The sequence below is a fragment of the Streptomyces solicamelliae genome, assembly GCF_045348655.1.
GTDB classification, from domain to species: Bacteria; Actinomycetota; Actinomycetes; order Streptomycetales; family Streptomycetaceae; genus Streptomyces; species Streptomyces solicamelliae.
The window spans coordinates 6,789,709-6,814,599 of sequence record NZ_CP160404.1; the positions used below are offsets into that span (position 1 = coordinate 6,789,709).

The window sequence follows — 24,891 nt, forward strand, 5'->3', positions numbered from 1 at the left end:
GTTCTGGGGCCTCCTCATCACCGCCGTCGCGTTGGTCTTCCGCACGCTCGACCGGGCCACGGAGCGGCCCGCGCGTCAGGCCGGCCCCGCCGTGACCGGTCCGCGCGACGAACCGCGGACACGCGCCCATACTGGGGAGGACGGCGGTCGTCCAGGGGTGCGCAGGTACCCGATCGCGGGTGGCGATGGAACACGTTCCCTTCGACGAGGTGACCACCAGCGCCGCCCGGGACGCGGGCGGGTGGCTGGGGGCCCTGCCGGTCGCTGTGGTGGCCACCGGTGCGGACGGGTCGATCGTCCGCTGGGACCACGCGGCGCAGGACCTGCTCGGCTACACCCCGCACGACGTACTCGGCCGGCACATCGCCGACCTGCTCCACCCGGACGCGGACCGCGGTCTCGGCCGGTCGCTCTGGGAGGGTGCGGCCACCGGGCGCGGGGTCATGGGCATGGTGACCGCCTGGCACAAAGAGGGACGCCCGCTGGACCTGGAGATCTGGGCCTGCCCCGTGCCGGCGCGGCACCGGGGCGGGACGACGGTGCTGGTGTTCGCCGCGGAGGCGGAGGCCGCACGGCGGATCCGCGGCTCGTCGGCGGTGTGGGACGGACTGTTCACGCGGTCCCCGGTCGGCATCGCGATCCTGGACACCCGGTTGCGGTTCCTGCGCGTCAACCCGGCGCTCGAGGTGATGAACGGCCTTCCGCAGGCCGCTCACATCGGGCGTCGCCCGGTCGAGATCCTGCCCGACGTCAACGGCGCGGACATGGAGCGCGCGATGCGCCGGGCCTTGGACGAGGGCAGGCCCGTCCTGGACTCGCGCCGCACGGGCCGTACCCCGGCCGATCCGGACCACGACCACGTGTGGTCGGGGTCGTACGTCCGGCTGGAGGACGCCGAAGGACGCCCCATCGGGCTGGCCGCCACCTTGATCGACATCACCGCCCAGCAGCAGGCGCAGCTCGAAGCCGACGCGGTCCGGCGTCATCTCGCGCTGATCAACGAGGCCACCCTCAAGATAGGCAGCAGCCTGGACCTGGAACGCACCGCGCAGGAACTCGCCGACGTCGCCGTGCCCGATCTCTCGGACGCCGTCACCGTCGACGTTCTGGAGTCCCTCGCGACCGGCGGCGAGCTCGACGCCGGCCTGATCGGCGGCACCACGCTGCGCCGGCTGGCCAAGGCGCCGCTCACCGGATCACCCGTCACGGCCGCCCTCGCCCCGCTGGGACGCACCCTCGTCTTTCCCGCCAGCGCGCCGTACACCCGGGCGCTCGGCGCCCGCCGCCCCTTCGTCGTCCCCGTCTTCGACGAGCAGGCCATCGCCCCTGCGGCCGACCACTCCAGCACGCCCGCGGAGCTGCTCCGGCTCGGGGTGCACTCGTTCATGATGACCCCGCTGCTCGCCCGCGGCGTGGTGCTGGGTCTGGCGACCTTCTACCGGACCCGGCCCGTCGGCCCGTTCACCGAGAGCGAGGTCGCCCTGGCCGGTGACCTGTCGGCCCGCGCCGCGGTCTGCGTCGACAACGCGCGGCTCTACCGCCGCGAGCACGACACCGCCGCCGTCCTGCAGCGCAGCATGCTGCCGCAGCACATCACCCCGCCGCCGGGCATCGAGGTCGCCCACCGCTACCTGCCCGCCAGCGACGTCAACGAGGTCGGCGGCGACTGGTACGACGTCATCGCCCTGGACGGCGGCAGGGCCGCGCTCGTCATCGGCGACGTGATGGGACACGGCACCGCAGCCGCGGCGGTGATGGGGCGGCTCTCCGCGAGCGTCAGGGCCCTCGCCCGACTCGACCTGGCCCCTGAGGACATGCTGTACCAGCTGGAAGCCGCCCTGCACGACCTGGTCGAACCGATGATCGCGACCTTCCTGTGCATCGTGGTCGACCCGGCCACGGGCCACTGCCGCATCACCCGGGCGGGCCACCCGCCCCCGGCGGCCGTCCTCCCCGACGGCACCGTCCGCCTGCTGGACGTACCGCCGGGCCTGCCGCTGGGCGTCGGCGGCGTCCGCTTCTCGACGACCGACGTCGCCCTGCCCGTCGGCAGTGTCCTCGTGCTGTACACGGACGGTCTCGTCGAGGCCCGCAGCAGCGACATCGACGCGCGACTCGCCGAACTGACCGACCTGCTCGCCGCACCCGTCCCGTCCCTGCCCGGCCTGTGCGACCGCCTCCTCACCCACCTCGTCCCGGCCTCCGCCGACGACGACATCGCCCTCCTCGTCGCCCGCATCGACCCGGCGGCCTGAGCGCCGTGGCCCCCGGGGCCGACGAGGAGGGTGAGGTGCCCGGTCAGTCGTGGGGCACGAGGGCGGCCGGCGCGCGGCTGTGGTGCAGCACCGCGTGGGCCACGCTGCCGATGTGCCCTCCCAGGGCCGAACGCCGGATGCGCCGGCCGATGACCACGAGGGCCGCGTCGTCGGAGGCCCGCACCAGTTCGACACCGGCCGATCCGACCACCACGTGGGGAGTGGCCGCCACATCGGGGTACTTGGCGCGCCAGGGCTGGAGGAGATCGTCCAGGGACTGCTCGATCTCGGGGGCCACGGCGAGCCGGATGTCCGGCACCATGGCCGGCCCGAAGGCGGCGTAGAGCGGAAGCTGCTGCGCGTAGACGACGTTCACCCCGGCCCGTCGACGCTCGGCCTCCTCGAACGCGAACTCCATGACGGCGTCCGCGGGCTGCTGCGCGTCGATTCCCACCGTGACGGAGCCGCGGGGCGAGGTGCTGCCGAGGGCCCGTACGAGGACGACGGGCCGTTCGACGGCACCGGCCACGGCCAGGCCGACCGACCCCACCAGGTATCCGGCCACCCCGCCCAGCGCCCGTGAACCCAGGACCAGGAGGGCACCTGCCCGGCCCGCGGCGACGAGGCCCGGGACGGGGGCCGAGGGGAGGATCTCAGTGATCACCCTCAGACCTGGATGCCGTTCCCGCAGGCGCCCGGCGGTACGCGTGAGCAGCTCCTCGGCCCACGGCTCCTCGGACCCCTGAGCCGCGAGCGGCGGGACGGCCTCCGGCCACGGTTCCTGTGCATGCACGAGACGGAGGCCGGTGCCGCGCAGCACGGCCTCGTCCGCCGCCCACTCCGCGGCCGCGTTCGCCTGAGCCGTGCCGTCGACGCCGACGACGATGTCCTGTGTCATGATCGTCCACCTTCCGGAGAGATGCCGTCGTTCCCGTACGTCAGCCGGGTGCCGGAGACCGAGACGAGCCGATCGACTCGTGCAGGGCGACCACCCCGTCGACCGACCGGCAGAGCCGCACGATCACCGGGATGTCGGCGCGCTCGCCGACGCGACCGGTGAGGGTCACGACCCCGTCCTTCACGGTGACGCGGATCGTGTCGGGCGCGAGCCGCAGGGTGCCGGCTCGGCACGTCGCTCGACGCCCTCGAGGTGCATGGCCCGTGCCGTCTCGGCGAGATTCCGGCCCGGACGCGCCGCGACGGCAGGGGAAGACGGTGCGGTGCTCCATGACGCTCCTCCTCCACGGGACCAGGCCCTGCGGATCCCACCCTGATAGGCGGACCCTCCCGGCAGGAGTGCCGAACGGTCCCCTTCCTGGACCGTTGGCCCCTCACTGGCCCCGATGACGTCGGCCGGTCCGGCCGCGGCAAGCGGACGGGCCCTTCCTCCGGTCGTGCATCCGGGGCCGACCGGCCCTACCCGGCCGCCGCGCCCGGTGCGAGCCTGGCAGCGAGCCACTTCGCACGCGGAAGGCGGTGGGGACGATGGGATCGTCCGTGGTGGCAGGACCCGTGATCGTCGGCGTCGACGGATCCGACGCCAGTCTCACGGCCTTGGACTGGGCGGTCGACGAAGCCGTACGGCACGGACGGCCGCTGCGTATCGTGCACGCCTCGCTCTGGGAGCGGTACGAAGGCGTCGTGCCGGCCCTGTCCACGGACCGGCCCTCGGGCCAGGTCCTCGCGGAGAACATCGTCGGCGCGGCCGCCGACCGGGCCCGGCGCCGCGCACCCGGTCTCGCCGTCACCACGGACGTCCTTGCCGAGGACGCGTCGAGTGCGCTGCTCCGGGAGGGACAGGAGGCCATGGTCCTGGTCGTCGGTTCACGTGGCCGCGGCGAACTCGCCGGTCTGCTCCTCGGGTCCGTCAGCCTCGTCGTGGCGGCCCGGGCCCACGGCCCGGTCGTCGTCGTCCGTGGCGACCGGCACGCCCTGGAGGCGCGCCACCAGCGGATCCTGCTGGGCATCGGCGACCACGACGTGGACGCGCCGGCCGTTCGCTTCGCCTTCCGCGAAGCGGCCGCCCGGGACGCGGAACTCGACGTCGTCGGCGCCTGGCGACGACCCGCCCACGAACCGGTCGACCACCCGCTCCTGAGCGGCGAGCCGGCCGCGGCCTACGCAGCCCGCGCCTCGGAACTCCTCGACAAGGCCCTCGAACCGATGGCTCGCGAGTACCCCCAGGTCAGGCTTCGGAGAAGCACGGTCGAAGGCCCCGCCCACCGGGTGCTGACCGAACGCTCCGCCGCCGCCGACCTGCTGGTCGTCGGGGCACGACGCCACGGCCGGCTCCTCGGCCTGGAACTCGGCAGGATCGCCCACCGCGCGCTGCACCACGCCTCGTGCCCGGTCGCCGTCGTCCCCCTGCACCACCCCGCCCCCACGGAGGGAGAGCAGTGATGAAGCCCGCCGCCCGGCAGCACATGAGCGACCTCGGCCGCCGTGTCGAGGCCCGGCGCACACACCTCGGCCTTTCACGCGAGGACGTGGCCGCACGCGCCGGATCCACACCGGGCTACATCGGTCTCCTGGAAGAGCGACTGCCCAGCCCCGGGATCGAGTTCCTGGTCCGGCTCGCGAACGCACTGGAGACGACCGTCGAGGACCTGACCGGATACGGCGCGGACCTCGCGCCCGGCAGAGCCCGGGCCGGGTATCACGCCCGGTTGGACGAGATCGACGAAGCCGAGTGCTGGGACCTGCTGGACGACCACGGCGTGGGCCGCGTCGCCGTCACCGCACCCGACGGGCCGGAGATCTTCCCCATGAACTACCAGGTCGTCGGCAGAGAGATCCTGTTCCTGACCGCGGCGGACACACCGCTCGCGCGGGCGGCGGCGTCCGGTGCGACGGCCGCCTTCGAGGAGGACCGTCTGGACGACGCCTTCAGCCAGGGCTGGAGCGTTCTCCTCGTCGGCCCCGTGCACGAGGTGTCGGACGAGGCCGCGGCCGAGACGCTCAGAGACACCGCGTACTCGACGCCGTGGGCCGGCGACGAGCGGAGCACCGTTGTCATGCTCTTCCCGCACCGCGTGACCGGACGGCGCATCCTGGTGCCGGGCGCGCCCGGGACGTCGCCCGGGCCGTGACGGGCAGGTGCTTCGCCATCGGCCCCGCTGCCCTCACCGCATCCGCTCGTTCCCTCACCGCATCCGCTCGCGATCGGCTCACGCCGACGGCACGACGACGACCGGCACGGGGCTGTGATGGATGACGGCATGGGCCACATGGCCGAGATGCGGCCCTACGGGGACCTTCCGAGTGCGACGTCCCACGATGACGAGAGCCGCGTCCTGTGACGCCGCGACCAGCTGGTACGCGGGGGAGCCCACGGCCGCCTTCGCGCCGGCGTCCACCCCCGCGTAGCGTTTCCGCCACGGCTCCAGCAGGTCGTCCAGGCCCTGCACGAGACGCTCGCCGAGTTCCTCGCCGACCCCGGGGGACACCAGGGCCGCGTAGCCGTACGACGCGGGCAGCGTCCAGCTGTGCACGAACCGCACGGGCAGGCCCGTGCGGGCGCCCTCGGTGAACGCGAACCCGAGCAGGGCCTCGGACGGGTGGTAGAGGTCGACGCCCACCACGATCCCGGCGCGAGCCGGCGACGGACGGTCGCTCTCCGCACGGACCAGGGCGACCGGCTGCCGGGCCGTACCGACGACCGCGAGGGAGACCGAGCCGACGACGAAGCCGAGGACCCCGCCCAGCCCGCGCGAGCCGAGCACCGTCAGATCCGCGTCGTTCGCGGCGGCGGTCAGCACCTCGGCCGCCCGGCCGTGCGCAGTTTCGGCGAGCACCTCCAGATCGGTGTGCTCCTTCCGCGCCGCCTCAGCCGCTTCGCGCAGCAGAGCCTCGGCGCGTTCGGCGTGGTCGCGAGCGTACGGAAGGGGGACCTCCGGCGCCGGCGGCCAGTCGTCCACGAGCACCAGCCTGAGCGGCACTTCACGCCGCACAGCTTCCCGCGCCGCCCAGCGTGCGGCGGTCGCGCTCTCCTCCGAGCCGTCGACACCGACGACGACCTGAGCTGTCATGACCCGCCTCCTCAGCAGGATCCGTGCCCCGGCGTGCGGGAGCCGGATCGCGTACGGACTCCGGATCTCCAGGCTCGTGCCCGTGCTCCCCCGCACAGGAGGGGCCGGGCAGGTCGCGATCGGGCCCGAACGGCCCATCCCCAGGAGGCGCCGCGCAGTGCCAGCGTGGGAGGTGCCTGCCCCGGACGTACTTCGGAGGAGGAGCGATGAGCGACGTATGCCGGAGACGGGCGGAGCGGACGGCAGCCCTTCCCGGACCGACCGGCCCCGGCGGGCCGACCCCCTCGGCACGTCCTGGGAGGCGCGGGCGCGATGACGAGATCTGCCGCTGACCCGTCGAACACGCGGCACGTGAGGAGCAGGACGATGACCGGAAACAAGGTGGAACGCAGGCACAGCCTCTTCCCCGACTTCGACGACTGGTTCAACCGTGAGTTCCCAGGACTCCCCGGATGGCGTCCCGCCGGCGCCGCCCACTCCATCCCGGTCGAGGTGACCAGCGGCGACGGCATGTACGTGCTGCGGGCCGCGCTGCCCGGGATGGACCCCGAAGACGTCGCCGTCACCGTCGACGACAACCTCATCACGGTGAGCGCGGAGCACAGCGAGAGCGAGGAGGACAAGGAACACTCGGAGTTCCGGTACGGATCCTTCCGCCGCACCGTACGGATGCCGGTGACGATCCCCGCCGACGAGGTCGACGCCTCGTACAAGGACGGCATTCTCACCGTCCGCATCCCGATGCCCGAGGAGAAGACCGAGACCCGGCGGACCATCCCCGTCCGGCGAGCCGACGACACCACTGGAGGCGAAGGGTCATGAACGCCAAGCGCGTTCTCGTCGCCTACGGCAGCAGACACGGCGCGACCGCGGGCATCGCCGACGAGATCGGCGACACCCTGCGGGCCGACGGCTTCGACGCGGTCGTCGTGCCGGCCGACACCGTCACCGACGTCAGCGGCTACGACGGAGTCGTCCTCGGCGGCGCCCTGTACGCCGGGCGCTGGAACGGCAAGGCACGACGGTGCGCCCGGCGCAACGCCGAGCAACTGCGCCACCGTCCCGTGTGGCTGTTCAGCAGCGGCCCCGTGGACAGCTCCGCCGAGCAGGACGACATCCCGCCCGCGCCCGGTGTGGCCCGCCGCATGAAGAAGCTCGGCGCGCGCGAGCACGTCACGTTCGGAGGCGCCGTGACGGCCGAGACGCCCGGGCTCATCGCCCGGTCCCTGGTCCGCCACGGCAAGGGCGGGGACTTCCGCAACCCGGAGCGGATCCAGGCCTGGGCGCACCACATCGGAAGCGAACTCGACAGCGAACTCGGCGCCACGTCCTGAGCGGCGGCGAAACCGACCGATGCCGGGAGGCATGCGACGTCAGGGGTGGGTGGACGCTGCCTGCATGACGGCGTGCCAGGGAGTGGCGTCGAAGCTGACGATCCACCCCGCAGAAGGGACGAACCACCCCGCAGAAGGTCGCCCACGACCAGCGCGGGTACGCCGGTCGGACCCGAGCGATCCGGGCCAGGGGGCCCGGGCGCCCGGGTGGGACCTTTGGTCCCGGCCTTGGCCCCAGCGGCCCTCCGCACGTCCGGGTGCGGATGCCACGGTGAGAGCAGTCCCTGAGGACCGGGTGAGGAGAGACCATGGACGGAAGCACGGCCCGTCCCGACCTCGGCAGGGTCGTCGTCGGCGTCGACGGATCACCGTCCGCACACGCGGCGGCGCGTTGGGCCGCCGCGGAGGCGGTCCTGCGGGACGCCGGCCTCGTCATCGTTCATGCGACGGAGACCGCCGGGATGGCCGGGATCCTCTCACCGGAGTCGATCGCCGGCCGTCGGCAGTCCGGTCAGGCCCTCCTCGACCGGACCGCGGAGGCGGTCGCGGCGAGCCACCCCGAGCTGGTGCTGGTCAAGGAACTCAGCGGCGGCTCGCCCGTGGACAGCCTGCGGCGTGCCGCCGCCCCGGGCGGCACCATCGCCGTCGGGCACCAGGCGCTCGGCGGCTTCTCGTCGCACCTGCTCGGACCGGTCGGTCTCAAGGTCGCCGCCCACGCCACCACCCCCGTGGTCGTGGTGCGTGGCGCGGGGGGTTCCGCCGAGGCCGGCGCGGTCCTCACGGCGGTCCGGGACGTGGACGACCTGGGGTGCGCCCGGGCGGCGGCCCACGAAGCCCGGCTGCGGAACGTGCCCCTGCGGCTCCTGCACGTGTCGAGCACGCCGCGGTCCGGCGGCGCACGGGAGGCGCCGCCGAACGGCGCGGAGGAAGTCGCCCGGGACCACGAACGGGCGCTGTCCGAGGTCGCCGACCGTGTCCGGGACGAGTTCCCGGACCTGGAGGTGCACGCCGACTGCGAGCAGAGCCGCAGTGTCCCCGGCACCCTCGTCGACGCGTCGCGCCACGTCGACCTCCTGGTCGCCGGCGGCCGACGAGAGCCCGGACACCGCGGCCCCGCCATCGGCCGGACCACACTCCACCTGCTGCAGCAGGCCCACTGCCCCGTGGAACTCATCCCACGGCACGGCCCCGGACGGTGACCGGCACCGACCGATCACGCGCCTACATGCCGCTCCCGTGCGGGGCGTAGAGATCCAGCAGCCGCACACGGGCGGAGAAGAGACGGTGGGCGAGCAGCTGGCCCACGAAGTGGTCCAGGGCGAAGCCGAAGCTCGGATCGGCGTCCATCAGCATGCGCACGGTCGCCGCGTCGAACTCGTCCGCGCGCACCCGTGTCATCGCCTCGGCGCCGAAATGCCAGCGGTACGGCTCGAAGAGCCACGACCAGCCGAGCAGTTCGCCGGCGTTGACGCTGTCGACCGCGGCGGGCCGCTTGCCGGGCACGCGGATGTCCAGGGTGACCGTGCCGGTACGGACGACCCAGAACCGATCGGCGTACCCGCCCTCCTCGAACAGCCGGGTCTCTTCCGGGAAGTCCACCGGTCGGGCGCACTCCATCAGCCGGTGACGTTGTTCGGCGGAGAGAGCTGCAGTGAGCCGGGGGTTGGGGGGAGTACTCATCGGGGGCCTCCGCATCGGTGTCCCCTCCAGTCTCGCGCGCTCCGCGAGGGGAGAGGAGGGCCGAACGGCCTCCCTCGGGACCCTGTGTGTCCTGTTCACCGCAGCGCCTCCCGCACGGCCCGGGAGACGCCGTCGGCCGTTCTCACTGCGGCATCAGAACCGTGTCGATGATGTGGACGGTCGCGTTGGCGGTCTGCACGTCGCCGCACACGACGGTGGCGGTGTCGTTCACCTTGTACGCGTCTCCGGAACCCGATGTCGTCAGCGTGCCGCCCTGGAGAGTCTTGAAGGACCCGTCCGCGAGATCCGCCTTCTCCACCGGCTCGTCCACCACGTGGTACGTGAGGATCTTGGTGAGGGTGGCCTTGTCGGCGAGGGCCTTGTCGAGGTCGGCCTTCGGGATCTTGGCGAAGGCGTCGTTCGTCGGCGCGAACACCGTGATGTCCTTCGCGTTGTTCAGCGTGTCCACCAGACCGGCCTTCTCCACAGCCGTGACCAGGGTCGACAGAGCCGGATTGCCGGACGCCGCGGTCGCCACCGGGTCGTCGGCCATCCCTTCGAACGAACCGGCACCCTCCTTCGGCACCGAAGCACAGCCGGGACCGAAAGCGCCGTCGCCCTCGGGAGCCGATGCCGATGCCGGGGGCGTCAGCGCTCCCAGCGAGACCGAGAGGGCCGCGGCGGCCAGAGCGGCCGATACGCGATGTCGGGTGAGGCTGGTGTTCATGACGTGCTCCTCCCACCGGCCGGACGTCGAGCCGTCCGCAGCCGTGGATCTGTTGTCCTCTCACAGAGACCTTCGGCGCCGACCGCGTCGCCGGATGCCCCGGCGGCACTTTTCTTCACGGCCGGTGCCGCGGCCGGGGCGTCGGGACGACGCATCCGAACCACACCCCCGTGCCGAAGTGGAGGCGAGAGCAGCGGCTGCTCCGCAGGCAGCACGCGACGGATCGAGACCGGCAACGTCACGTGTTCGAGCGGCGTATGAGGAACGAGGACGGTATGCGGAAGACGGACGGCAGCGGGCGGTACGACGTCGTGGTCGTCGGGGCAGGTGCCGCGGGGCTCGCCTGCGCGAACGACCTCGGCGCGGCGGGCCTGCGGGTGTGCCTGCTGGAAGCGGACGAGGCGGTGGGCGGGCGGATGCGTACGGACCGCGTGGCGGGCTTCACCGTCGACCGGGGCTTTCAGGTGTTCAACACCTCCTATCCGCAGGTCAAGCGCCGCATCGAGTTGAAGGCGCTCCGTCTGCGCCCCTTCACGCACGGGGTGCTCGTGCACACACGGGACGGACTTCGTCGGTTCACCGATCCCCTCCGGCAGCGAAAGGAGAGCAGTGATCTCCTGCCCGGTCGGCTCGCATCCGGCCGTGATCTGCTCGCCCTCGGCGCGCTGTCGGCCCGGGACTCGCTCGCACCGGCGTCCGTGCTGCGGCGAGGCCCCGACGGCACCACGCTCACGGCCCTGGCCGACGCCGGCGTCTCGGCGAGGCTGGTCGAGACGTTCTTCAGGCCCTTCCTCTCCGGTGTCTTCCTGGAGGACGAGCTGGAGACGTCGGCCCGCTTCTTCCACCTGGTGTGGCGGAGCATGCTGCGCGGCACCTTGTGCCTTCCCGCCGAGGGGATCGGAGCGGTACCCGCGCAGCTCGCCTCGCGGCTGCCCGCGAACGCGCTGCGGACCGGCAGCCCGGTCACGGCCGTGACGGGGGACGGAGTCGTCGTCGCAGGCGGAAGCCAGGTGCAGGCCCGCGCGGTCGTGATCGCGACGGGGCAGCGGGTCGCGGCCGAACTGCTCCCGGGACTCCGCGTGCCGGAGGGGCGGACCGTCACCACGCTCTACCACGCGACGGCCGTGCCCCCGCTGAAGGAGCCCGTACTCGTCGTCGACTCCCGGCGCAGGTTCCTGAACACCTGCGTCCTCACCGCCGTCCAGCCACACTTCTCGACCGACGGCCGGGCGCTGGTGTCCACCTCGGTGCTCGGCGCCGCCGGACCCGCCGAGACGGCAGCCGTCCTGCCCGCCCTGGGCGAGGTGTACCGCACGGACACGGCCGACTGGGAACGCGTCCACAGCGTCACCGTCCCCGACGCCCTGCCGGCGATGCCCGGCCCCGTCCCGCTGTCCCGGAGCACCCGCTTCGCGCCCGGCAGGTACGTGTGCGGCGACCATCGCGCCACCGGCTCCCTGCAGGGCGCGCTGGCATCGGGCGCCCGTGCGGCCCGCGAGGTACTCCAGGACCTGCAGGAGCCGGCCGGGTATTCCTGACCTCTGAGCGCCTCCGTCCCGCGTCCCGGCTCACGGCGTTCAGCCGTACGGAGGCCGGACGGCGTCGCCGATGGCCGGCTGTTCGGCTCGGTGGTTGACTCGGGAGCGTGCCCTTCGACCACTACGGCGTTCTGGCCGGGATCCTGAAGCATCACTTCCGCGACACGCCCGACATGCAGGGTTCGTGGTTCCACGTCAACCTCAGGGTCGAAGCGCCCGACGGGGTGTACAAGTGCGCCGTCGACGTCGACAGCCACCAGTCCGCGACCGGGGTGCAGTGGAAGGTCTTCACCGTCGACGCCGCGGAACTCGGCCCGGTGGCCGCGCCGACGCCCGGGTACCACGATCTCGCCCGTACGGCCGGGTCCGGTGCCCTCGACTACATCCGGCACCCGGCTCTGAGGGGCCGCCGGGGCTGTGCAGGACGCCTGCTGCCCTGGTCGAGGCCGTCCCGCCCGTGGACCTCGGGTTCGAACGTCGACGCCGCCCTGGCCCTGGAGCCGATGCTCGTCGTCGGACGTCCCATCCTCGTCTTCGGTGAGCCGTTCGACGTCGGCCTGGGCATGCACAACATCCACCAGAACCAGGGTGACCCGCTCGGCAGCCAGTGGTGGGACGAGAACGGCATCTGGCAGGACGGCGCGACCCTGACCCGTCGCCCCGACGGGCGGTACGACGTCTTCCTGAACAAGTTCAGCACCCAGAAGGACCGGACGGACGCGGACGGTCATCCGGTCTAGGGGAGACGCCCCCACCGTCGTACCACCGCCAGAGCGCCAGTCCGGGCGGGGCGTAGGTCTCGCTGAGGATTCTCCGACGGCCGCGTAGCACTCGAGTATGACCCGGCGCCCGTACGGAGACGGACTTCTCGGCCGACAAGGAACCTGGGCCCGCCAACGACGTCTTGACCCTCGCGTCGGCTTGATCGTCGAGCCGACCCGAGGAGGTTCTGATGGCAGGTCAGGTAAGTGAGGCGAGGCGGGCGAAGGCGTCCGCGCCGGAGTACCAAGGGGCTCTCGGCTCGCTGTCGGTGAACGCCTCCCTGCCCGAGGTGCTGGCCCGGGGCCTCGAGGAGCTCCGGGCGGCGGAGCGGGCCGGGGACCGACGGGAGGAGGCGCGCTGCGGGCTGGCCGTGGCCGAGGCATGCCGCAGGCTCGGACGGATCGAGGAGGCCGACCGGGCCTGGAAGGCGAGCTACCGGGCGGCGCGTTCGGCCGGACACGAAGGCGCGATGGCGTGGGCGCTGTGGAGCGGCGGCACGCTGGCCCGGCAGCGCGGTGCGCTCAGGCTGGCGTACCGCCTGCTCGGGCTGGCGGCCGAGACCGGCGAGCGGGGAGGTGACGTCGTCGTCCGTGGCTATTCGCTGGCCGGCCTCGCCGAGACCGGGCGCATCCAGGGCGACTACGAGGCCGTGACGAGGCTGCACGAGCAGTTGCTGGCCGAGGCCCGCCGCCGCGGCGAGGCCCGGCACACGGTGTGGGCGCTGGAGGGCATCGCGCAGATGCACCGCAACACCGGCAACTACGACGAGGCACTGGCCCTGTTCGAGGAGGCGGCCGAGACCGCGTCGCGCGCCGAGGACCGTCGCGGATGGGCGTGGGCCCTGCGGGGCATCGCCGACGTCGTGTCGGTGCGGGACGGGGACGCGGAGCGTGCCCTGGCACTGCTGACCCGGGCGGAGGAGGCCTGCCGGGAGATGCGGCTGTCCAGCGCGCTCGCCTACAACCACAAGATGCGCGGCAACGTGCTGTACCGGGCGGGGCGGTACGAACAGGCCCGCGAGCTGTACGAGCGGGCGCTGGAGGAGTTCCGCGACATGGAGGAGCCGCGCGGCACGGCGCTGTCGCGGCTGGGCCTGGTGAAGTCCCGCGCCCGTCTGGGCCGCGACGCCGCGCACACCGCCGCGGAACTGGCCGAACTGCGCTCGACGCTGGACCGCATCGGACTGCGGCACGCCCGCGACATGGTGGAGAAGGCCGCAGCCGAGCTCGGGGTCGGGCCGCTGCCGGATCACACCGGAGACGGGCCCGGGGCGGCACGGCCGGTGCTGCCGGACGTCGGGGCGGACGCCCTGCGGGCGGCCGACGTGGAGGGGCTGCGGTGAGCGCGCTCCGAACCGCGCGCTCGACGGTCTGCCCGCCCGCCGGCTCGCCGGGCAACGCGGCGGCCGGTGTCCTGGAGCGTTGCCGTGAACTGGTCCGGCCCGCGCTGGTGGAGGCGGTGGGCCGGCTGCATCCCTGGACGGGCGAGATGGCGGCGTACGCGCTGGGCTGGGCCGATACGGCCGGCAACCCGGATCCCGGCGGATCCGAGGGCAAGGGAGTACGGCAGGCGCTCACCGTGCTCGGGGCCGAGGCCGTCGGGGCGGACGGCCGTGACGCCGTCCCGGGCGCCGTGGCCGTGGAACTCGTCCACACCTTCTCCCTGCTCCACGACGACATCATGGACGCCGACACCCTGCGCCGGCAGCGCCCGGCGGTCTGGAAGGCCTACGGGACGGGCCCGGCCGTCCTGGCCGGCGACGCGCTCCTCGCCCAGGCCGTGACGGTACTGGCCGAGGCCCCGAACCCTCGCGCGGCGGCCGCGGTGCGACACCTCTGCCGGACCCTGAACGCGCTGGTGTCCGGACAGGCACAGGACCTGCGCTTCGAGCACCGCCCCTGGAACGGACCCGGCGCGGTCGGGCCAGAGCAGTACCGGTCGATGGCCGAGCACAAGACGGGCGCGCTGCTGGGCTCCGCGATCGCGCTCGGCGCGATCCTCGGCGGCGCCCCCGACGAGACCGTGACCGCGCTGGAGCGAGCCGGGCGTCATCTCGGCCTCGCCTTCCAGGCGGTGGACGACATCCTCGGCATCTGGGGCGACCCCGCCGTGACCGGCAAACCCACGCACGGCGACCTGCGGCAGCGCAAGAAGACCTACCCGATCCTCACCGCACTGGCCGACAGCGGCAGGGCCGCGCACGAACTCGCCGCGCTGCTCGACTCCCCGCAGCGGATCGACGGCGAGGCCGCCGGGCGCGCCGCAGCGCTCGTGGAGGAGGCCGGCGGGCGGGCCGCGACCCGCGACGAGGCGCGCCGCCACCTGGACACCGCCCACCGCACCCTGCGAGACGTACCGCTCACCCGTACGGCCGCGCAGGAACTGGACACGCTGTTCACACACTTGCTCGACCGCACCTGGTGACCGCCACCCCGACCATGGACGCAGCCATCGGGATGATGCCCGGGCGCCGGCCACCGGGCGGCCCGCACGCCTCCCGCTCACCGGCGGGGATCGGTTCTACGGTGCAGGCAACCCGTCCGGATACCGGACGGAGTCCCGCCACCCCGGATTTCCCCTGGAGGTCATGATGCCCAGTCCGCCCCAGCCGTTCGGCACCGTCGTCAGCTCCGCCGGCGTCAACCTGCGGAAGTATCCGAGCACCGACTCCACCATCATCGGCAACCTGAGCCACGGTACCGAGATCGGCCTGCGCAGCAAGGTGCATGCCCAGATCATCGACGGCAACAGCATCTGGTACCTCCTGCGCGACAAGGCCGCCTGGGTCGCCGCCCGGCACGTCGACAACACGGGCCAGGTCCCCCTCTCCAAGGACGTCGAACCGGCCAACCCGCAGGGCTGACGAAGCACAGCCCCCCGTACACGTCGGGATCCCGTCCGATCGATCGGATCGGACGGGATCCCGTTCACCGTTCCCGCCGTGTCGACGAGTAGATCGTCGCGTTGGCGGTGGGGACGTTGCCGCAGACGACCTTCGACGTCTCGTCGACGGTGTACCGCTCACCGGAGCCCTCCGTGGTGAGGGTGCTCTTCGGGAGGGTTTCGTAGGAGCCGTTCTTCATCTGACGGCCGCCGCGGTGAGGAAGCCACGCCGGTCCCGCGGCCGCCGGCCCGTACCGCGCCGTCAGGAAGTACAGCGCGGCGGCCCCGGCGCGCGGCCGGCGTACGGCCGGCAGGCCCGGACCGATCGCGACGAGCGCCAGGACGGCCAGAGGACCGAGCAGCAGCACGTTCTTGTCGCTCTCGCCGAAGGTCCGGACGGCGAAGTCCTTGGCCGGGGCGGGCGTACGGTCGATCGCCGCGCCGCCCACCACGGTCACCCCGGCAGTGCCCGGCCGACCGTTCCGCGGAAGTTCCTCACAGGCGGCATTCGGCGGGCGGGGACGGGTGGATGGGTCGCTCACCCGGACGAGTGGGCGCGACCGTCGCCAGGGGTGGGCGCGGCGGGCGACCGAGAGCGGGCGCGGCCGTCGCCCGCAGCCGCCGCGCGAGTCCGCCCGAAAGTTCCGTCGCCCGCAGCCGCCGCGCGAGTCCGCCCGAAAGTTCCGCGGCCTTCTCCCGCATCCGTCGCACGCGCCCGCCCGGAAGTACTACCCATCCGTACCGGCGTCCGCTACGAAGCACCTTCGAGAACCGGACATCCGCACGCGCACCGACGACGAAGGACCCGTATGCGATGCACACTCCGCCCGAGCACGGCCGCCCCCGGCCGGCCCTTCGTCCGGTCGCGTCAACCGGAGCCCGGCCGATGACCCGGCCCCTGCCGTTCGGCCGCACGGCCGACCACGAGCCGGCCGATCTCGCCGACGCCATGGACAAGGTCGCCCACGGCGACAAGCAAGCCTTCTCCGCGCTCTACGACGCGCTTGCCCCGCTCGTCTTCGGCATCGTGCTCAAGGTCCTGCGCGACCGCGCTCAGTCCGAGGAGGTGGCCCAGGAAGTCATGATCGACCTGTGGCGGCAGGCCGCCCGCTACCGCAGCGAGGCGGGCAGCGTCACCACCTGGGCCGCGACGATCGCCCACCGGCGGGCCGTGGACCGGGTGCGCTCCGCGCAGGCCGCCGCCGACCGCGAACAGGCCCAGGCCGCCCGCGAGCACCGGCCGGCCTTCGACGAGGTCTCCGAGCAGGTCGAGACCCGGCTGGAGAGCGAACAGGTCCGCCGCTGCCTGCGCGGGCTCACCGAGCTGCAGCGGCAGGCGGTCACCCTGGCCTACTACCGGGGGCTGACCTACCGTGAAGTCGCCGAAGCCCTGCGCACACCGCTGCCGACCGTCAAGACACGCATGCGCGACGGGTTGATCCGGCTCCGCGACTGCATGGGGGTGACCGCATGAAGAACCACGCGAACGACGTCCACACCCTCGCGGCCGCGTACGCACTGGACGCTCTCGACCCGGCCGAACGCCGTACGTTCGCCGAGCACCTGAAGCACTGCGAGGCATGCCGTCTCGAGGCGGCGGAGTTCGAGGCCACCGCCGGCCGGCTGGCCGCCGCCACGACCCGGACACCCCCGGAGGCGATGAAGCAGCGGACCCTGGCCGCCGTGGAAGGGGTGCGCCAGCTCCCGCCGCGGCTGACCGCGACCACGGCCCCGGCCGGGCTCGGCGGAGTCCTGCGCCGCAAGGCCGTTCCCCTCGGGCTGGCCGCCGGTCTGATCGCCGCCGCCTCGTTCGCCGGCCTCGCGGCCTGGCAGTACCAGGAGAACGAGCAGTCCGCGCAGCGGGCCCGGCAGACGGAACAGCGCCTGGACGCCGTCAGCCGTGTCCTGGCCGCGCCCGACGCCCGTACCGTCCACGGCAAGGCGAGCAACGGCGCCCTCACCACGGTGGTCGCCTCCGCGGCGCAGAACGAGGCGGTGTTCACCGCGACGGGGCTGCCCGCGCCCGCACCCGGCAAGACGTACCAGCTGTGGCTCGACCACGACGGCACCATGCGCCCCGCCGGCCTCGTCCACGCCGACGGCACCGTGCTCCTGAACGGCAATCCGGCCGATGCCGGCGCCGTCGGGCTCACTCTGGAACCGGAGGGCGGTTCCGCGCAGCCGACGAGCCCGCCGCTGCTGCTGATGTCCCTGGTCTGACGGGGACCTTCCGGTACGCCCGCCCCGCGCTCAGCCGCGCGAGGCGGGCGTAGCGCGTTCACCTCGGGCGACCGAGCCGGTCCGCTCCGGCATTCGATGCGCAACCGATGCGTGTTGATCGCACTCCTCCGCGCAGCGAATTCTGAGGACATCCGCAAACACACCCATCCGGTCGGGCGGCGGCGACGAAGAAGCGATGACGGACGCCGCCCACCGGAGGCCGACGTCCGTGAGACGAGGGGTGACGAGCATGAAGCGGCGCAGCGTGGCGGTCGTGGGGGCGGGAGTCGCGGGGCTGACGGCGGCGTACGTCCTGTCGCGTTCCTGCGACGTGGTCCTGTACGAGGCCGACGAACGCCTGGGCGGCCACGCCCACACCCATGAACTCCCCACCGGCGAGGGCGGCGTCGTCCGGGTCGACACCGGCTTCATCGTCCACAACGACCGCACCTACCCGCACCTCACCCGCCTCTTCCGCGAACTCGACGTGCCCACGCAGGACGCGGAGATGAGCATGTCCGTACGGTGCGACGGCTGCGGTCTCGAGTACGCGGGCGCCCGCGGCACGCGCGGCCTGCTGGGCGGCGGGAACCTGCGCCGGCCGCGGCACCTCCGGATGCTCGCCGACGTCCCGCGGTTCCACGCCGCCGCACGTCGGCTCCTCGCCGCCGGCGACGACCTGCGCACGCTCGGCGACTTCCTGGACGAGCACCGCTTCTCGCCGTACTTCGTCGGGCACTTCGCTGTCCCGCTCGTCGCGGCCGTGTGGTCCTGCGCGCCGGAGACCGCGCTGCGCTACCCGGCCGCGTACCTCTTCCGCTTCCTGCAGCACCACGGACTGCTCTCCGTGACCGGCTCCCCGCAGTGGAGGACCGTCGTCGGAGGCTCGGCCGTCTACGTGGAGCGGGTGGCCAAGCAACTCGCCTCGGTCCGCACCGCCACACCCGTGCAGAGCGTCCTGCGCGGCGCCGACGGCGCGACGGTGATCACCGCGGACGGCACGACGGAACGGCACAGTGCCGTGGTCGTCGCGGTCCACCCCGACCAGGCCCTGCGTCTCCTGGCCGACCCCACCGCGCGGGAGCAGCAGGTGCTGGGGGCGTTCGGCTACTCGCGCAACCCCACCGTGCTGCACCGCGACACCACCCTGCTGCCCCGCTCCGCGCACGCCCGCGCCTCGTGGAACTACTGGCTGCCCTCCTGCACCGCCCGCCCCGGCTCGGTCCAGGTCAGCTACGACATGAACCGCCTGCAGCGCCTCCCCTCCGACGAGCCCCACGTCGTCACGCTCAACGCGGGGGACCGGGTCGACGACTCCGCCGTCCTGACCCGCATGACCTACGAACACCCCGTCTACACACCGGAGTCGGTGGCCGCCCAGCGGCTGCTGCCCTCGCTGCGCACCCCGGTCACCGCCTACGCGGGGGCCTACCACGGCTGGGGCTTCCACGAGGACGGCTGCCGCTCCGGCGTGGAGGCGGCCCGCGCGCTGGGGGTGACGTGGTGACCGCCGCAACCACGACCGTCGTGCCGGCCCTCTACGACGTCGAGGTCAGGCACACCCGCGTCACGCCGTTCCGCTACGCGCTCCGCAGCCGTACCTACCTGTGGCTCGTCGATGTCGACGAACTCCCCGAACTGCCCCGTGTACTGCGCCCGTTGGCTCGTTTCGACGCCCGGGACCACTTCGGCGGCGGCGCTCCCGGCATCCGCGCCGGCCTCGACGCGTACCTGACCGCCAACGGCGTCCACGACGCGGACGGGCGAGTCCTCATGCTGGCCCACGCGCGCCAGTGGGGCCACGTGTTCAACCCCCTGACCCTGTACTGGTGTCACGACCGCGCCGGCCGGCTGGTGTGCGTCGTCGCGGAGGTCCACAACACGTACGGCCAGCGGCACTGCTACCTGCTGCGGACCGATGAGCAGGGCCGGGACGAGGTCGCCAAGGAGTTCTACGTCTCGCCGTTCTTCGCCGTCGAGGGCGCCTACCGGATGCGGCTGCCGCTGCCCGGCCGACGCCTCGACCTCACCGTCCAGCTGTGCCACGGCGACGGAACACGCCCGCTGACCGCGACCGTACGGGGCGATCGCCGGCCCGCCACCCCGCGCACTGTGCTCGCCGCCGCGCTGCGTCACCCGTGGTCGACCGCCGTGGTCTCGCTCGGCATCCGCCTCCACGGCATCCGGCTGTATCTCAAGGGGCTCCCCGTCCGGCCCCGGCCCGCTCCGCCCGCCCAGGAAGGCATGCTGTGACGCTCTCCCTCCCCTCGCCCCCGCCCGCCCGTACGCGGCCCCTCCGCCCGCCGGCGGACCCGGCCCGCTGGCCGGACGTGGCCCGGCTGCCCCGCGCCTCGGCCCTGCGCACCGCGCTGGCGCGCCGGATCGTCGAGCAGGCCCTCGGCCGGCTGCCGCTGCGGATACGGCGCGAATCCCCGGCTGTGCCAGGGCAGTTCACCGCGAGCGACGGCCGTCCGACGCTCGTCCTGCACGACCCGGACGCCTTCCACCGCCGCATCGGAGCGGACGGCCTCATCGGCTTCGGCGAGTCCTACATGGCCGGCGAGTGGGACGCCGACGACCTCGTCGCCGTCCTCACCGTGTTCGCCACGCACGTCGACGAACTCGTACCGGCGCCGCTCCGGCGGCTGCGCGGCGCCTGGACCCGTCGCCGGCCGGTCCAGGACCTCAACACCCTCCACGGCGCGCGGAAGAACATCCACCGCCACTACGACCTGTCCAACGACCTGTTCGCCCAGTTCCTCGACCCGACCCTCAGCTACTCCTCGGCGGTCTTCGACGCCCTCCCGGCCGCCCACGAGGACCTCGTGCAGGCCCAGCACCGCAAGATCGACCGGCTGCTCGACCTGGCCCGGGTGGGCCCGGGCACCCGTCTGCTGGAGATCGGCACCGGCTGGGGCGAGCTCGCCGTCCGCGCGGCGGCCCGCGGCGCCCGAGTCCGTACCGTCACCCTGTCCGAGGAGCAGCGGACGCTGGCGGTCGAACGCATCGCACGAGCCGGGCAGTCGGAGCGCGTCACCGTCGAACTCCGCGACTACCGGGAGGTCGACGGACAGTACGACGCCGTCGTCAGCGTCGAGATGATCGAGGCGGTGGGCGCGGAGTACTGGCCCGCCTACTTCGGCGCGCTCCGCGACCGACTCGCCCCCGGCGGCCGGGTCGCGCTCCAGGCGATCACCATGCCCCACGCGCGCATGCTCGCCACCGCCCGCACCCACACCTGGATCAGCAAGTACGTCTTCCCCGGCGGCCTCATCCCGTCGCGGGAGGCCCTCGCCGAGCAGAGCGCCGCGGCCGGCCTCCGCATCGCCGCCGACACCGGCTACGGCGACCACTACGCCGAGACCCTGCGCCTGTGGCGCGAGCGCTTCCTCAGCCGCACGCAGGACGTCCACGAACTCGGTTTCGACCACGCCTTCCGCCGCATGTGGGAGCTCTATCTGGCCTACTCCGAGGCCGGGTTCCGCGCACGCTACCTGGACGTCCGGCAACTCCTGCTCACCGAGGGGGACGTATGACGGCCTTCGACACCGAAGCCCTCCCGCAGGTCCTGGCGGCCTCGGCCGGCGCCGCGTTCACCGTCATGCTGATCACCTTCGCCGTCGGCACGGCCAGACGCATGCACCGGGTCGTCGACATCGCCTGGGGCGCCGCGTTCGCGGCCGTCGCCGCCGTGTCCTGGCTGGTGTCGGACGGACAAGGCGACGACGGCCGCCGCGCCGCCGTCGTCCTCGCGACCGTCGTGTGGGGGCTGCGGCTCGCCCTGCACATCGCCTGGCGCGGCCGCGGCCACGGCGAGGACCCCCGGTACGCCCGGATGCTCGCCCGTGCCCCCGGCAACCCGACCCTGTACGCCTTCCGCAAGATCTACCTGCTGCAGGGGCTGCTGGTCTGGCTGGTCTCCCTGCCCGTCCAGTTCGCGGTGCTCATTCCCCGGCCGCTCGACGCGCTCGCCGCCCTGGGGCTCGCCCTGTGGCTCGTTGGGATCTCCTTCGAAGCCGTCGGCGACTTCCAGCTCGGCCGGTTCAAGGCCGACCCGGCCAACAAGGGCCGGATCATGGACCGGGGGCTGTGGAGCTGGACCCGGCACCCCAACTACTTCGGCGACTTCCTCGTCTGGTGGGGCCTGTACCTGTTCGCCTGCGCCTCCTGGCAGCCCGCACTCGCCACCGTCGTCTCGCCGCTCGTCATGAGCGGCCTGCTGATCTGGGGCAGCGGCAAGCGACTTCTGGAGGCCCACATGGCCGGACGGCCCGGCTACGATGCGTACAAGGCGCGCACCAGCGGGTTCTTCCCGTGGCCGCCACGCGAGCGGAGTCCCGCGCAGTGAACCACTCTCACGTCAGGAGTCGTGTGCCCGCCGACCATCTGATCACGCTGTCGGCGTCACCCACCCCGTCCGGGGCCGTACTGCTCCTCCACGGCGGCCGCGCCGACGGTCTCGAAGCGCCACCGCTGCTGAATCTGCCCGCCCTTCGGATGCGGCCCTTCGCCTCGGCGGTGCGGCGCGCGGCCGGCGACCGATCCCTGCTGGTGGCCCTCGTCCGCTACCGGCACCGGGGATGGAACGGGACGCGCGCGGACGCCGCCGGCGACGCCCGGGCCGCGCTGGACGCCGTACGGGACCGGGCCGGGGACGTACCGGTCGTTCTGGTGGGCCACTCCATGGGCGGCCGCGCGGCGCTGCGGGTCGCGGGGGAGCCGGCCGTCCGCGGCGTGGTCGCGCTGGCGCCGTGGTGCCCGCCGGGCGAGCCGGTCGCCCATCTCACCGGGCGCCGCGTCTACCTCCTCCACGACGACGCGGACCGTGTCACCTCCGCCGAGGACTCCCGCCACTTCGCCGTCCGCGCCCGCGCCGCCGGCGCGGACGCGGTCGGCATCGCGATGCCCACGGGCGGCCACGCGATGCTGCGCGGCGCCGGCGCCTGGCACCGGAGGGCGGCCCAGCTCGCGATCGACCTGCTCGGCACCGCCTGACCGCCCGACCCGGCTGCTGTGCCGACGGCGACGCGGAGGCGGCGCTGCGCGTCGAGAGGGAGGAGCGCCCAGGTCACTGGGTCACTGGGCGCTGCTCCACCCGGCGGCCCCGGAATACACGTCCAGCAGATCCACCACGAAGACCAGGGTCGAGCCCGCCGGGATCAGCGGCGAGGGCGACTGACTGCCGTAGCCGAGCCGCGGGGGAACGATGATCTCGCGCCGACCGCCGACCTTCATCCCCTTCACCCCTCGGTCCCAGCCCTTGATGACCCTTCCACTGCCCAGGGCGAACTTGAACGGCTCACCTCGGTCCCAGGAGGCGTCGAACTCCTTCCCGGACTCGAAGGTCACCCCGACGTAGTGGACCCTGACCACCATGCCCGACTTCACCTCGACCCCACCCCCGACGACCAGGTCCCGGACGACCAGCTCGGTAGGAGCGTCACCCTCCGGAACATGGACCTCGGGCTTCGTCAGTTCACTCATGGCCGTCTCATCACTCTCGGCTGACATGGTCCGGGACCGGTCCGGACAAGGATGTCGGGACCGGTCCGGACAAGGATGTCGAAGTGGTGCGAGTGTACGTGCACCCGATGTGACTGAACGCCGGTGGGCCCGTCACCTCCGATACTGCTGCGCCACTGCCGTGAAGGCGGCCTTGGGTTCCCATTCCATGTCGGGATAGGTGTGCCCCCGGTGCCCTTCGAGGAGTTTGACGATGCCCAGGCCGGCCCGGTCCAAGTCGTCCCTGGGGTCGCCGTCCGGGCGGTGCGGGTAGCCGGGCAACGCGAACAAGAACACGAACGCGCTGTCCACGCCCTCGGCCTCGAAGATCTCCAGCAGTTCTCTCAGATACGCCGCCTGGCCGGCCTCGTCACGCTCGTACATGCCGTCCAGCCGTACCGGGGCCTTGGTCGTCGGGTCGTACTCGACCACTTCCAGCACCCGCCCACCGCGGTCTCCAGCGCCGCGGTAGGCCGCGGTGCCGAACCCGGTGATGGCGAGCGGCTTCGGGCCTTGGGCCAGGGTGCGCACCGCGTCCCGGAACCGGTCGGCGACCTCGGCGGAGCGGATCAGCTCGTACGTCACCACGTCGAAGGGAGTCCAGTCGACCTGCTCGAACTGGATGGACGCGTAGGTGAGCTTGCCCTGGAAGCTCGCGCGGACCGCGGCCACGGCATCACGGAGGAACGCGTTCATGCGCACGCCGAGCTCGCGCATCGCTTCGGCCCGCCGTTCGGGTCGGCTCATCAGATGCTCGACCCGCTCGTCGGGGTTCTCTCCGGTCAGGAACCCGCGGTTCATCACGCTCAGCTCGACCCCTGCGACGAACACGACCGCGGCCCCCTGCCGCCGGAGCCGTTCCGCTCGCTCGGCGCAGTCACGGAAGAGCATGAGGATCTGCTCCGGATCCAGCTCCAGCGGATAGGGCGAGAACCAGACCTCCAGGCCGAGCTCGGCGGCGGCACCGGCGGCCAGCTCCAGTCGGTCCGGGTCGCCGCCGATGATCTGGACCGCGTTGCAGTGAAGGTCGTCGCGGATGATGGCGAGCTCGCGCCGGACCACCCCGGGGTCGAAGTGCTCGCGGGACGTCTGGCCGTGCAGGACGAATCCGGTGTCGTAGGTCATCCCTCTTGCTCGCATGGTGGCGTCCTCTCTGTCGGTCTCGGGCAGGTCGAGACTGGCCGAAAAAGTGCGTGCACGCAAGTTTGCGTGTGCGCAATTTTGCACCTGCGCAGCCTTGTGTGGAACGCTGGCGTCGTGACGACACCACGGCCAGGGCTCCGGGAGCGGAAGAAGCAGGCCACACGCGAGGCGCTTCGCGAGGCGGCCCTGCGCCTGGCGGTGGAACACGGACCGGACCAGGTGCGGGTCGAGGACATCGCCGAAGCGGCTGGGGTCTCGCCTCGCACCTACAACAACTACTTCGCCAGCCGGGAGCAGGCGATCGTCTCTGCTGTCACCGCGGACCGGGAGGCGCGCATCGCGGCGGCGGTCGCGGCCCGGCCCGCAGAAGTGCGCCTGGCCGACGCCGTCACCGAAGCAGTGGTGGAGCAGTACACGAACACCGGCGAGCGCGAACACAAGGCGCTGCTGCTGATCACCACCCAGACCGCGCTGCGCGACGCGTTCCTCGATACCACCGCCGGCATCGAACCCCCTCTCACGGCGGTGATCGCCGAACGCCTGGACGACGCCGAAGCGGACACGGCCCGCGTCCTCGCGGCAAGCGTGGCCGCGGCAGTTCGCATCGCGCTGGAGGGCTGGCTCCGGCCGGCCCGGAACGCGGAGGTCGCCGAAAGTCGCGCCGCCGGAGGGCTGGTCGTGCCCTCCGGCTCACTGCCCGACCGGCTCCGCGCTGCGCTGGCCCCGCTCGCGCCCGCGTTCGACGCCGCCGAGCAACACACCCAGTCGTGAAGCCGACCCGACTGGGGCGTCGGCTGAGCAGGCAGTAGATCCGGAACA

General features: G+C 72.9%; 27 protein-coding genes. 19 read left to right on the forward strand and 8 right to left on the reverse strand.

Annotated features, from left to right (window positions below):
• Positions 1–185 precede the first annotated feature (185 nt).
• Positions 186–2,255, forward strand: coding sequence for a SpoIIE family protein phosphatase (locus ABZO31_RS31275; RefSeq protein WP_406865537.1), 2,070 nt, complete (start codon positions 186–188; stop codon positions 2,253–2,255).
• A gap of 43 nt (positions 2,256–2,298) precedes the next feature.
• Here the strand turns inward: ABZO31_RS31275 and ABZO31_RS31280 are convergent, their stop codons facing one another.
• Both ABZO31_RS31280 and ABZO31_RS31285 read right to left on the reverse strand, forming a co-directional pair.
• The gene (locus ABZO31_RS31280) at positions 2,299–3,153 is read right to left on the reverse strand and encodes a universal stress protein (RefSeq protein WP_406864696.1); all 855 of its coding nucleotides are present in this window, start codon (positions 3,151–3,153) and stop codon (positions 2,299–2,301) included.
• A 40-nt stretch (positions 3,154–3,193) separates the two neighbouring features.
• On the reverse strand, positions 3,194–3,322 hold the full coding sequence (locus ABZO31_RS31285) for a hypothetical protein (protein WP_406864697.1): 129 nt from the start codon (positions 3,320–3,322) through the stop codon (positions 3,194–3,196).
• Between the two features lie 418 nt (positions 3,323–3,740).
• Between ABZO31_RS31285 and ABZO31_RS31290 the strand changes: the two genes are divergently transcribed.
• Positions 3,741–4,655, forward strand: coding sequence for a universal stress protein (locus ABZO31_RS31290; protein ID WP_406864698.1), 915 nt, complete (start codon positions 3,741–3,743; stop codon positions 4,653–4,655).
• Positions 4,655–5,344, forward strand: a complete 690-nt coding sequence (locus ABZO31_RS31295; RefSeq protein ID WP_406864699.1) for a pyridoxamine 5'-phosphate oxidase family protein — start codon at positions 4,655–4,657, stop codon at positions 5,342–5,344. The genes ABZO31_RS31290 and ABZO31_RS31295 overlap by 1 nt, the downstream gene beginning before the upstream one ends.
• A 78-nt stretch (positions 5,345–5,422) precedes the next feature.
• Here ABZO31_RS31295 and ABZO31_RS31300 read toward each other — a convergent pair whose 3' ends face one another.
• Positions 5,423–6,283 (reverse strand): universal stress protein, encoded by an 861-nt coding sequence (locus ABZO31_RS31300; protein WP_406864700.1) that lies wholly within the window; start codon positions 6,281–6,283, stop codon positions 5,423–5,425.
• 366 nt (positions 6,284–6,649) lie between these two features.
• On the opposite strand from ABZO31_RS31300, the gene ABZO31_RS31305 reads away from it, so the two are divergent.
• From ABZO31_RS31305 to ABZO31_RS31315, 3 genes are all read left to right on the forward strand, one after another.
• Entirely contained in the window at positions 6,650–7,105 is a 456-nt protein-coding gene (locus ABZO31_RS31305; protein WP_406864701.1) for an Hsp20/alpha crystallin family protein, read from the forward strand.
• The gene (locus tag ABZO31_RS31310) at positions 7,102–7,617 is read left to right on the forward strand and encodes a flavodoxin domain-containing protein (protein ID WP_406864702.1); all 516 of its coding nucleotides are present in this window, start codon (positions 7,102–7,104) and stop codon (positions 7,615–7,617) included. Before ABZO31_RS31305 ends, ABZO31_RS31310 begins: the two co-directional genes overlap by 4 nt.
• Before the next feature lie 308 nt (positions 7,618–7,925).
• A complete protein-coding gene (locus ABZO31_RS31315) occupies positions 7,926–8,816 on the forward strand; it encodes a universal stress protein (protein WP_406864703.1) in 891 nt (296 codons plus the stop codon).
• Between the two features lie 22 nt (positions 8,817–8,838).
• Here ABZO31_RS31315 and ABZO31_RS31320 read toward each other — a convergent pair whose 3' ends face one another.
• The gene (locus ABZO31_RS31320) at positions 8,839–9,297 is read right to left on the reverse strand and encodes a cyclic nucleotide-binding domain-containing protein (protein WP_406864704.1); all 459 of its coding nucleotides are present in this window, start codon (positions 9,295–9,297) and stop codon (positions 8,839–8,841) included.
• A 142-nt stretch (positions 9,298–9,439) separates the two neighbouring features.
• Entirely contained in the window at positions 9,440–10,024 is a 585-nt protein-coding gene (locus ABZO31_RS31325) for a fasciclin domain-containing protein (protein WP_406864705.1), read from the reverse strand.
• A gap of 275 nt (positions 10,025–10,299) precedes the next feature.
• On the opposite strand from ABZO31_RS31325, the gene ABZO31_RS31330 reads away from it, so the two are divergent.
• The 5 genes from ABZO31_RS31330 to ABZO31_RS31350 all read left to right on the forward strand — a co-directional run bounded on the left by ABZO31_RS31330 (position 10,300) and on the right by ABZO31_RS31350 (position 15,187).
• Positions 10,300–11,562, forward strand: coding sequence for an NAD(P)/FAD-dependent oxidoreductase (locus ABZO31_RS31330; RefSeq protein WP_406864706.1), 1,263 nt, complete (start codon positions 10,300–10,302; stop codon positions 11,560–11,562).
• 107 nt (positions 11,563–11,669) lie between these two features.
• A complete protein-coding gene (locus ABZO31_RS31335; RefSeq protein ID WP_406864707.1) occupies positions 11,670–12,302 on the forward strand; it encodes a DUF2278 family protein in 633 nt (210 codons plus the stop codon).
• Positions 12,303–12,514: 212 nt separating this feature from the next.
• Positions 12,515–13,666: a tetratricopeptide repeat protein gene (locus ABZO31_RS31340; RefSeq protein WP_406864708.1), complete on the forward strand. Its 1,152-nt coding sequence runs from the start codon at positions 12,515–12,517 to the stop codon at positions 13,664–13,666.
• Entirely contained in the window at positions 13,663–14,748 is a 1,086-nt protein-coding gene (locus ABZO31_RS31345) for a polyprenyl synthetase family protein (protein ID WP_406864709.1), read from the forward strand. Before ABZO31_RS31340 ends, ABZO31_RS31345 begins: the two co-directional genes overlap by 4 nt.
• A gap of 163 nt (positions 14,749–14,911) precedes the next feature.
• A complete protein-coding gene (locus ABZO31_RS31350) occupies positions 14,912–15,187 on the forward strand; it encodes an SH3 domain-containing protein (protein ID WP_406864710.1) in 276 nt (91 codons plus the stop codon).
• 64 nt (positions 15,188–15,251) lie between these two features.
• On the opposite strand, the gene ABZO31_RS31355 is transcribed toward ABZO31_RS31350, so the two are convergent.
• Entirely contained in the window at positions 15,252–15,665 is a 414-nt protein-coding gene (locus ABZO31_RS31355) for a hypothetical protein (RefSeq protein ID WP_406865577.1), read from the reverse strand.
• Positions 15,666–16,093: 428 nt separating this feature from the next.
• On the opposite strand from ABZO31_RS31355, the gene sigK reads away from it, so the two are divergent.
• From sigK to ABZO31_RS31390, 7 genes are all read left to right on the forward strand, one after another.
• Positions 16,094–16,681, forward strand: a complete 588-nt coding sequence (gene sigK, locus ABZO31_RS31360; RefSeq protein ID WP_406864711.1) for an ECF RNA polymerase sigma factor SigK — start codon at positions 16,094–16,096, stop codon at positions 16,679–16,681.
• Positions 16,678–17,427 (forward strand): anti-sigma factor, encoded by a 750-nt coding sequence (locus ABZO31_RS31365; RefSeq protein WP_406864712.1) that lies wholly within the window; start codon positions 16,678–16,680, stop codon positions 17,425–17,427. The genes sigK and ABZO31_RS31365 overlap by 4 nt, the downstream gene beginning before the upstream one ends.
• 250 nt (positions 17,428–17,677) lie before the next feature.
• Positions 17,678–18,934 (forward strand): NAD(P)/FAD-dependent oxidoreductase, encoded by a 1,257-nt coding sequence (locus ABZO31_RS31370; RefSeq protein WP_406864713.1) that lies wholly within the window; start codon positions 17,678–17,680, stop codon positions 18,932–18,934.
• Positions 18,931–19,680 (forward strand): DUF1365 domain-containing protein, encoded by a 750-nt coding sequence (locus ABZO31_RS31375; RefSeq protein WP_406864714.1) that lies wholly within the window; start codon positions 18,931–18,933, stop codon positions 19,678–19,680. The genes ABZO31_RS31370 and ABZO31_RS31375 overlap by 4 nt, the downstream gene beginning before the upstream one ends.
• Positions 19,677–20,963, forward strand: coding sequence for a class I SAM-dependent methyltransferase (locus tag ABZO31_RS31380; protein WP_406864715.1), 1,287 nt, complete (start codon positions 19,677–19,679; stop codon positions 20,961–20,963). Before ABZO31_RS31375 ends, ABZO31_RS31380 begins: the two co-directional genes overlap by 4 nt.
• Positions 20,960–21,775, forward strand: a complete 816-nt coding sequence (locus ABZO31_RS31385; protein ID WP_406864716.1) for a DUF1295 domain-containing protein — start codon at positions 20,960–20,962, stop codon at positions 21,773–21,775. The genes ABZO31_RS31380 and ABZO31_RS31385 overlap by 4 nt, the downstream gene beginning before the upstream one ends.
• A 23-nt stretch (positions 21,776–21,798) precedes the next feature.
• Positions 21,799–22,422, forward strand: coding sequence for an alpha/beta fold hydrolase (locus ABZO31_RS31390; protein WP_406864717.1), 624 nt, complete (start codon positions 21,799–21,801; stop codon positions 22,420–22,422).
• Positions 22,423–22,503: 81 nt separating this feature from the next.
• Here the strand turns inward: ABZO31_RS31390 and ABZO31_RS31395 are convergent, their stop codons facing one another.
• Both ABZO31_RS31395 and ABZO31_RS31400 read right to left on the reverse strand, forming a co-directional pair.
• The gene (locus ABZO31_RS31395; RefSeq protein WP_406864718.1) at positions 22,504–22,911 is read right to left on the reverse strand and encodes an FKBP-type peptidyl-prolyl cis-trans isomerase; all 408 of its coding nucleotides are present in this window, start codon (positions 22,909–22,911) and stop codon (positions 22,504–22,506) included.
• Between the two features lie 132 nt (positions 22,912–23,043).
• Positions 23,044–24,054, reverse strand: coding sequence for a hypothetical protein (locus ABZO31_RS31400; protein ID WP_406864719.1), 1,011 nt, complete (start codon positions 24,052–24,054; stop codon positions 23,044–23,046).
• A 132-nt stretch (positions 24,055–24,186) separates the two neighbouring features.
• Here ABZO31_RS31400 and ABZO31_RS31405 point away from each other — a divergent pair, with 132 nt between their 5' ends.
• Positions 24,187–24,843 (forward strand): TetR/AcrR family transcriptional regulator, encoded by a 657-nt coding sequence (locus ABZO31_RS31405; protein WP_406864720.1) that lies wholly within the window; start codon positions 24,187–24,189, stop codon positions 24,841–24,843.
• The last annotated feature ends 48 nt before the right edge of the window (positions 24,844–24,891 follow it).

What these genes read in the sequence shown, in the direction of transcription:
- ABZO31_RS31295 (WP_406864699.1), top strand. Translation starts at nt 4,655, where the DNA reads ATGAAGCCCGCCGCCCGGCAGCACATGAGCGACCTCGGCCGCCGTGTC.
- ABZO31_RS31340 (WP_406864708.1), top strand. Translation starts at nt 12,515, where the DNA reads ATGGCAGGTCAGGTAAGTGAGGCGAGGCGGGCGAAGGCGTCCGCGCCG.
- ABZO31_RS31315 (WP_406864703.1), top strand. Translation starts at nt 7,926, where the DNA reads ATGGACGGAAGCACGGCCCGTCCCGACCTCGGCAGGGTCGTCGTCGGC.
- ABZO31_RS31300 (WP_406864700.1), bottom strand. Translation starts at nt 6,283, where the DNA reads ATGACAGCTCAGGTCGTCGTCGGTGTCGACGGCTCGGAGGAGAGCGCG.
- ABZO31_RS31350 (WP_406864710.1), top strand. Translation starts at nt 14,912, where the DNA reads ATGATGCCCAGTCCGCCCCAGCCGTTCGGCACCGTCGTCAGCTCCGCC.
- ABZO31_RS31395 (WP_406864718.1), bottom strand. Translation starts at nt 22,911, where the DNA reads ATGAGTGAACTGACGAAGCCCGAGGTCCATGTTCCGGAGGGTGACGCT.
- ABZO31_RS31320 (WP_406864704.1), bottom strand. Translation starts at nt 9,297, where the DNA reads ATGAGTACTCCCCCCAACCCCCGGCTCACTGCAGCTCTCTCCGCCGAA.
- ABZO31_RS31310 (WP_406864702.1), top strand. Translation starts at nt 7,102, where the DNA reads ATGAACGCCAAGCGCGTTCTCGTCGCCTACGGCAGCAGACACGGCGCG.
- ABZO31_RS31370 (WP_406864713.1), top strand. Translation starts at nt 17,678, where the DNA reads ATGAAGCGGCGCAGCGTGGCGGTCGTGGGGGCGGGAGTCGCGGGGCTG.
- ABZO31_RS31290 (WP_406864698.1), top strand. Translation starts at nt 3,741, where the DNA reads ATGGGATCGTCCGTGGTGGCAGGACCCGTGATCGTCGGCGTCGACGGA.
- ABZO31_RS31325 (WP_406864705.1), bottom strand. Translation starts at nt 10,024, where the DNA reads ATGAACACCAGCCTCACCCGACATCGCGTATCGGCCGCTCTGGCCGCC.
- ABZO31_RS31275 (WP_406865537.1), top strand. Translation starts at nt 186, where the DNA reads ATGGAACACGTTCCCTTCGACGAGGTGACCACCAGCGCCGCCCGGGAC.
- ABZO31_RS31305 (WP_406864701.1), top strand. Translation starts at nt 6,650, where the DNA reads ATGACCGGAAACAAGGTGGAACGCAGGCACAGCCTCTTCCCCGACTTC.
- ABZO31_RS31280 (WP_406864696.1), bottom strand. Translation starts at nt 3,153, where the DNA reads ATGACACAGGACATCGTCGTCGGCGTCGACGGCACGGCTCAGGCGAAC.
- ABZO31_RS31330 (WP_406864706.1), top strand. Translation starts at nt 10,300, where the DNA reads ATGCGGAAGACGGACGGCAGCGGGCGGTACGACGTCGTGGTCGTCGGG.
- ABZO31_RS31400 (WP_406864719.1), bottom strand. Translation starts at nt 24,054, where the DNA reads ATGACCTACGACACCGGATTCGTCCTGCACGGCCAGACGTCCCGCGAG.
- ABZO31_RS31365 (WP_406864712.1), top strand. Translation starts at nt 16,678, where the DNA reads ATGAAGAACCACGCGAACGACGTCCACACCCTCGCGGCCGCGTACGCA.
- sigK (WP_406864711.1), top strand. Translation starts at nt 16,094, where the DNA reads ATGACCCGGCCCCTGCCGTTCGGCCGCACGGCCGACCACGAGCCGGCC.
- ABZO31_RS31385 (WP_406864716.1), top strand. Translation starts at nt 20,960, where the DNA reads ATGACGGCCTTCGACACCGAAGCCCTCCCGCAGGTCCTGGCGGCCTCG.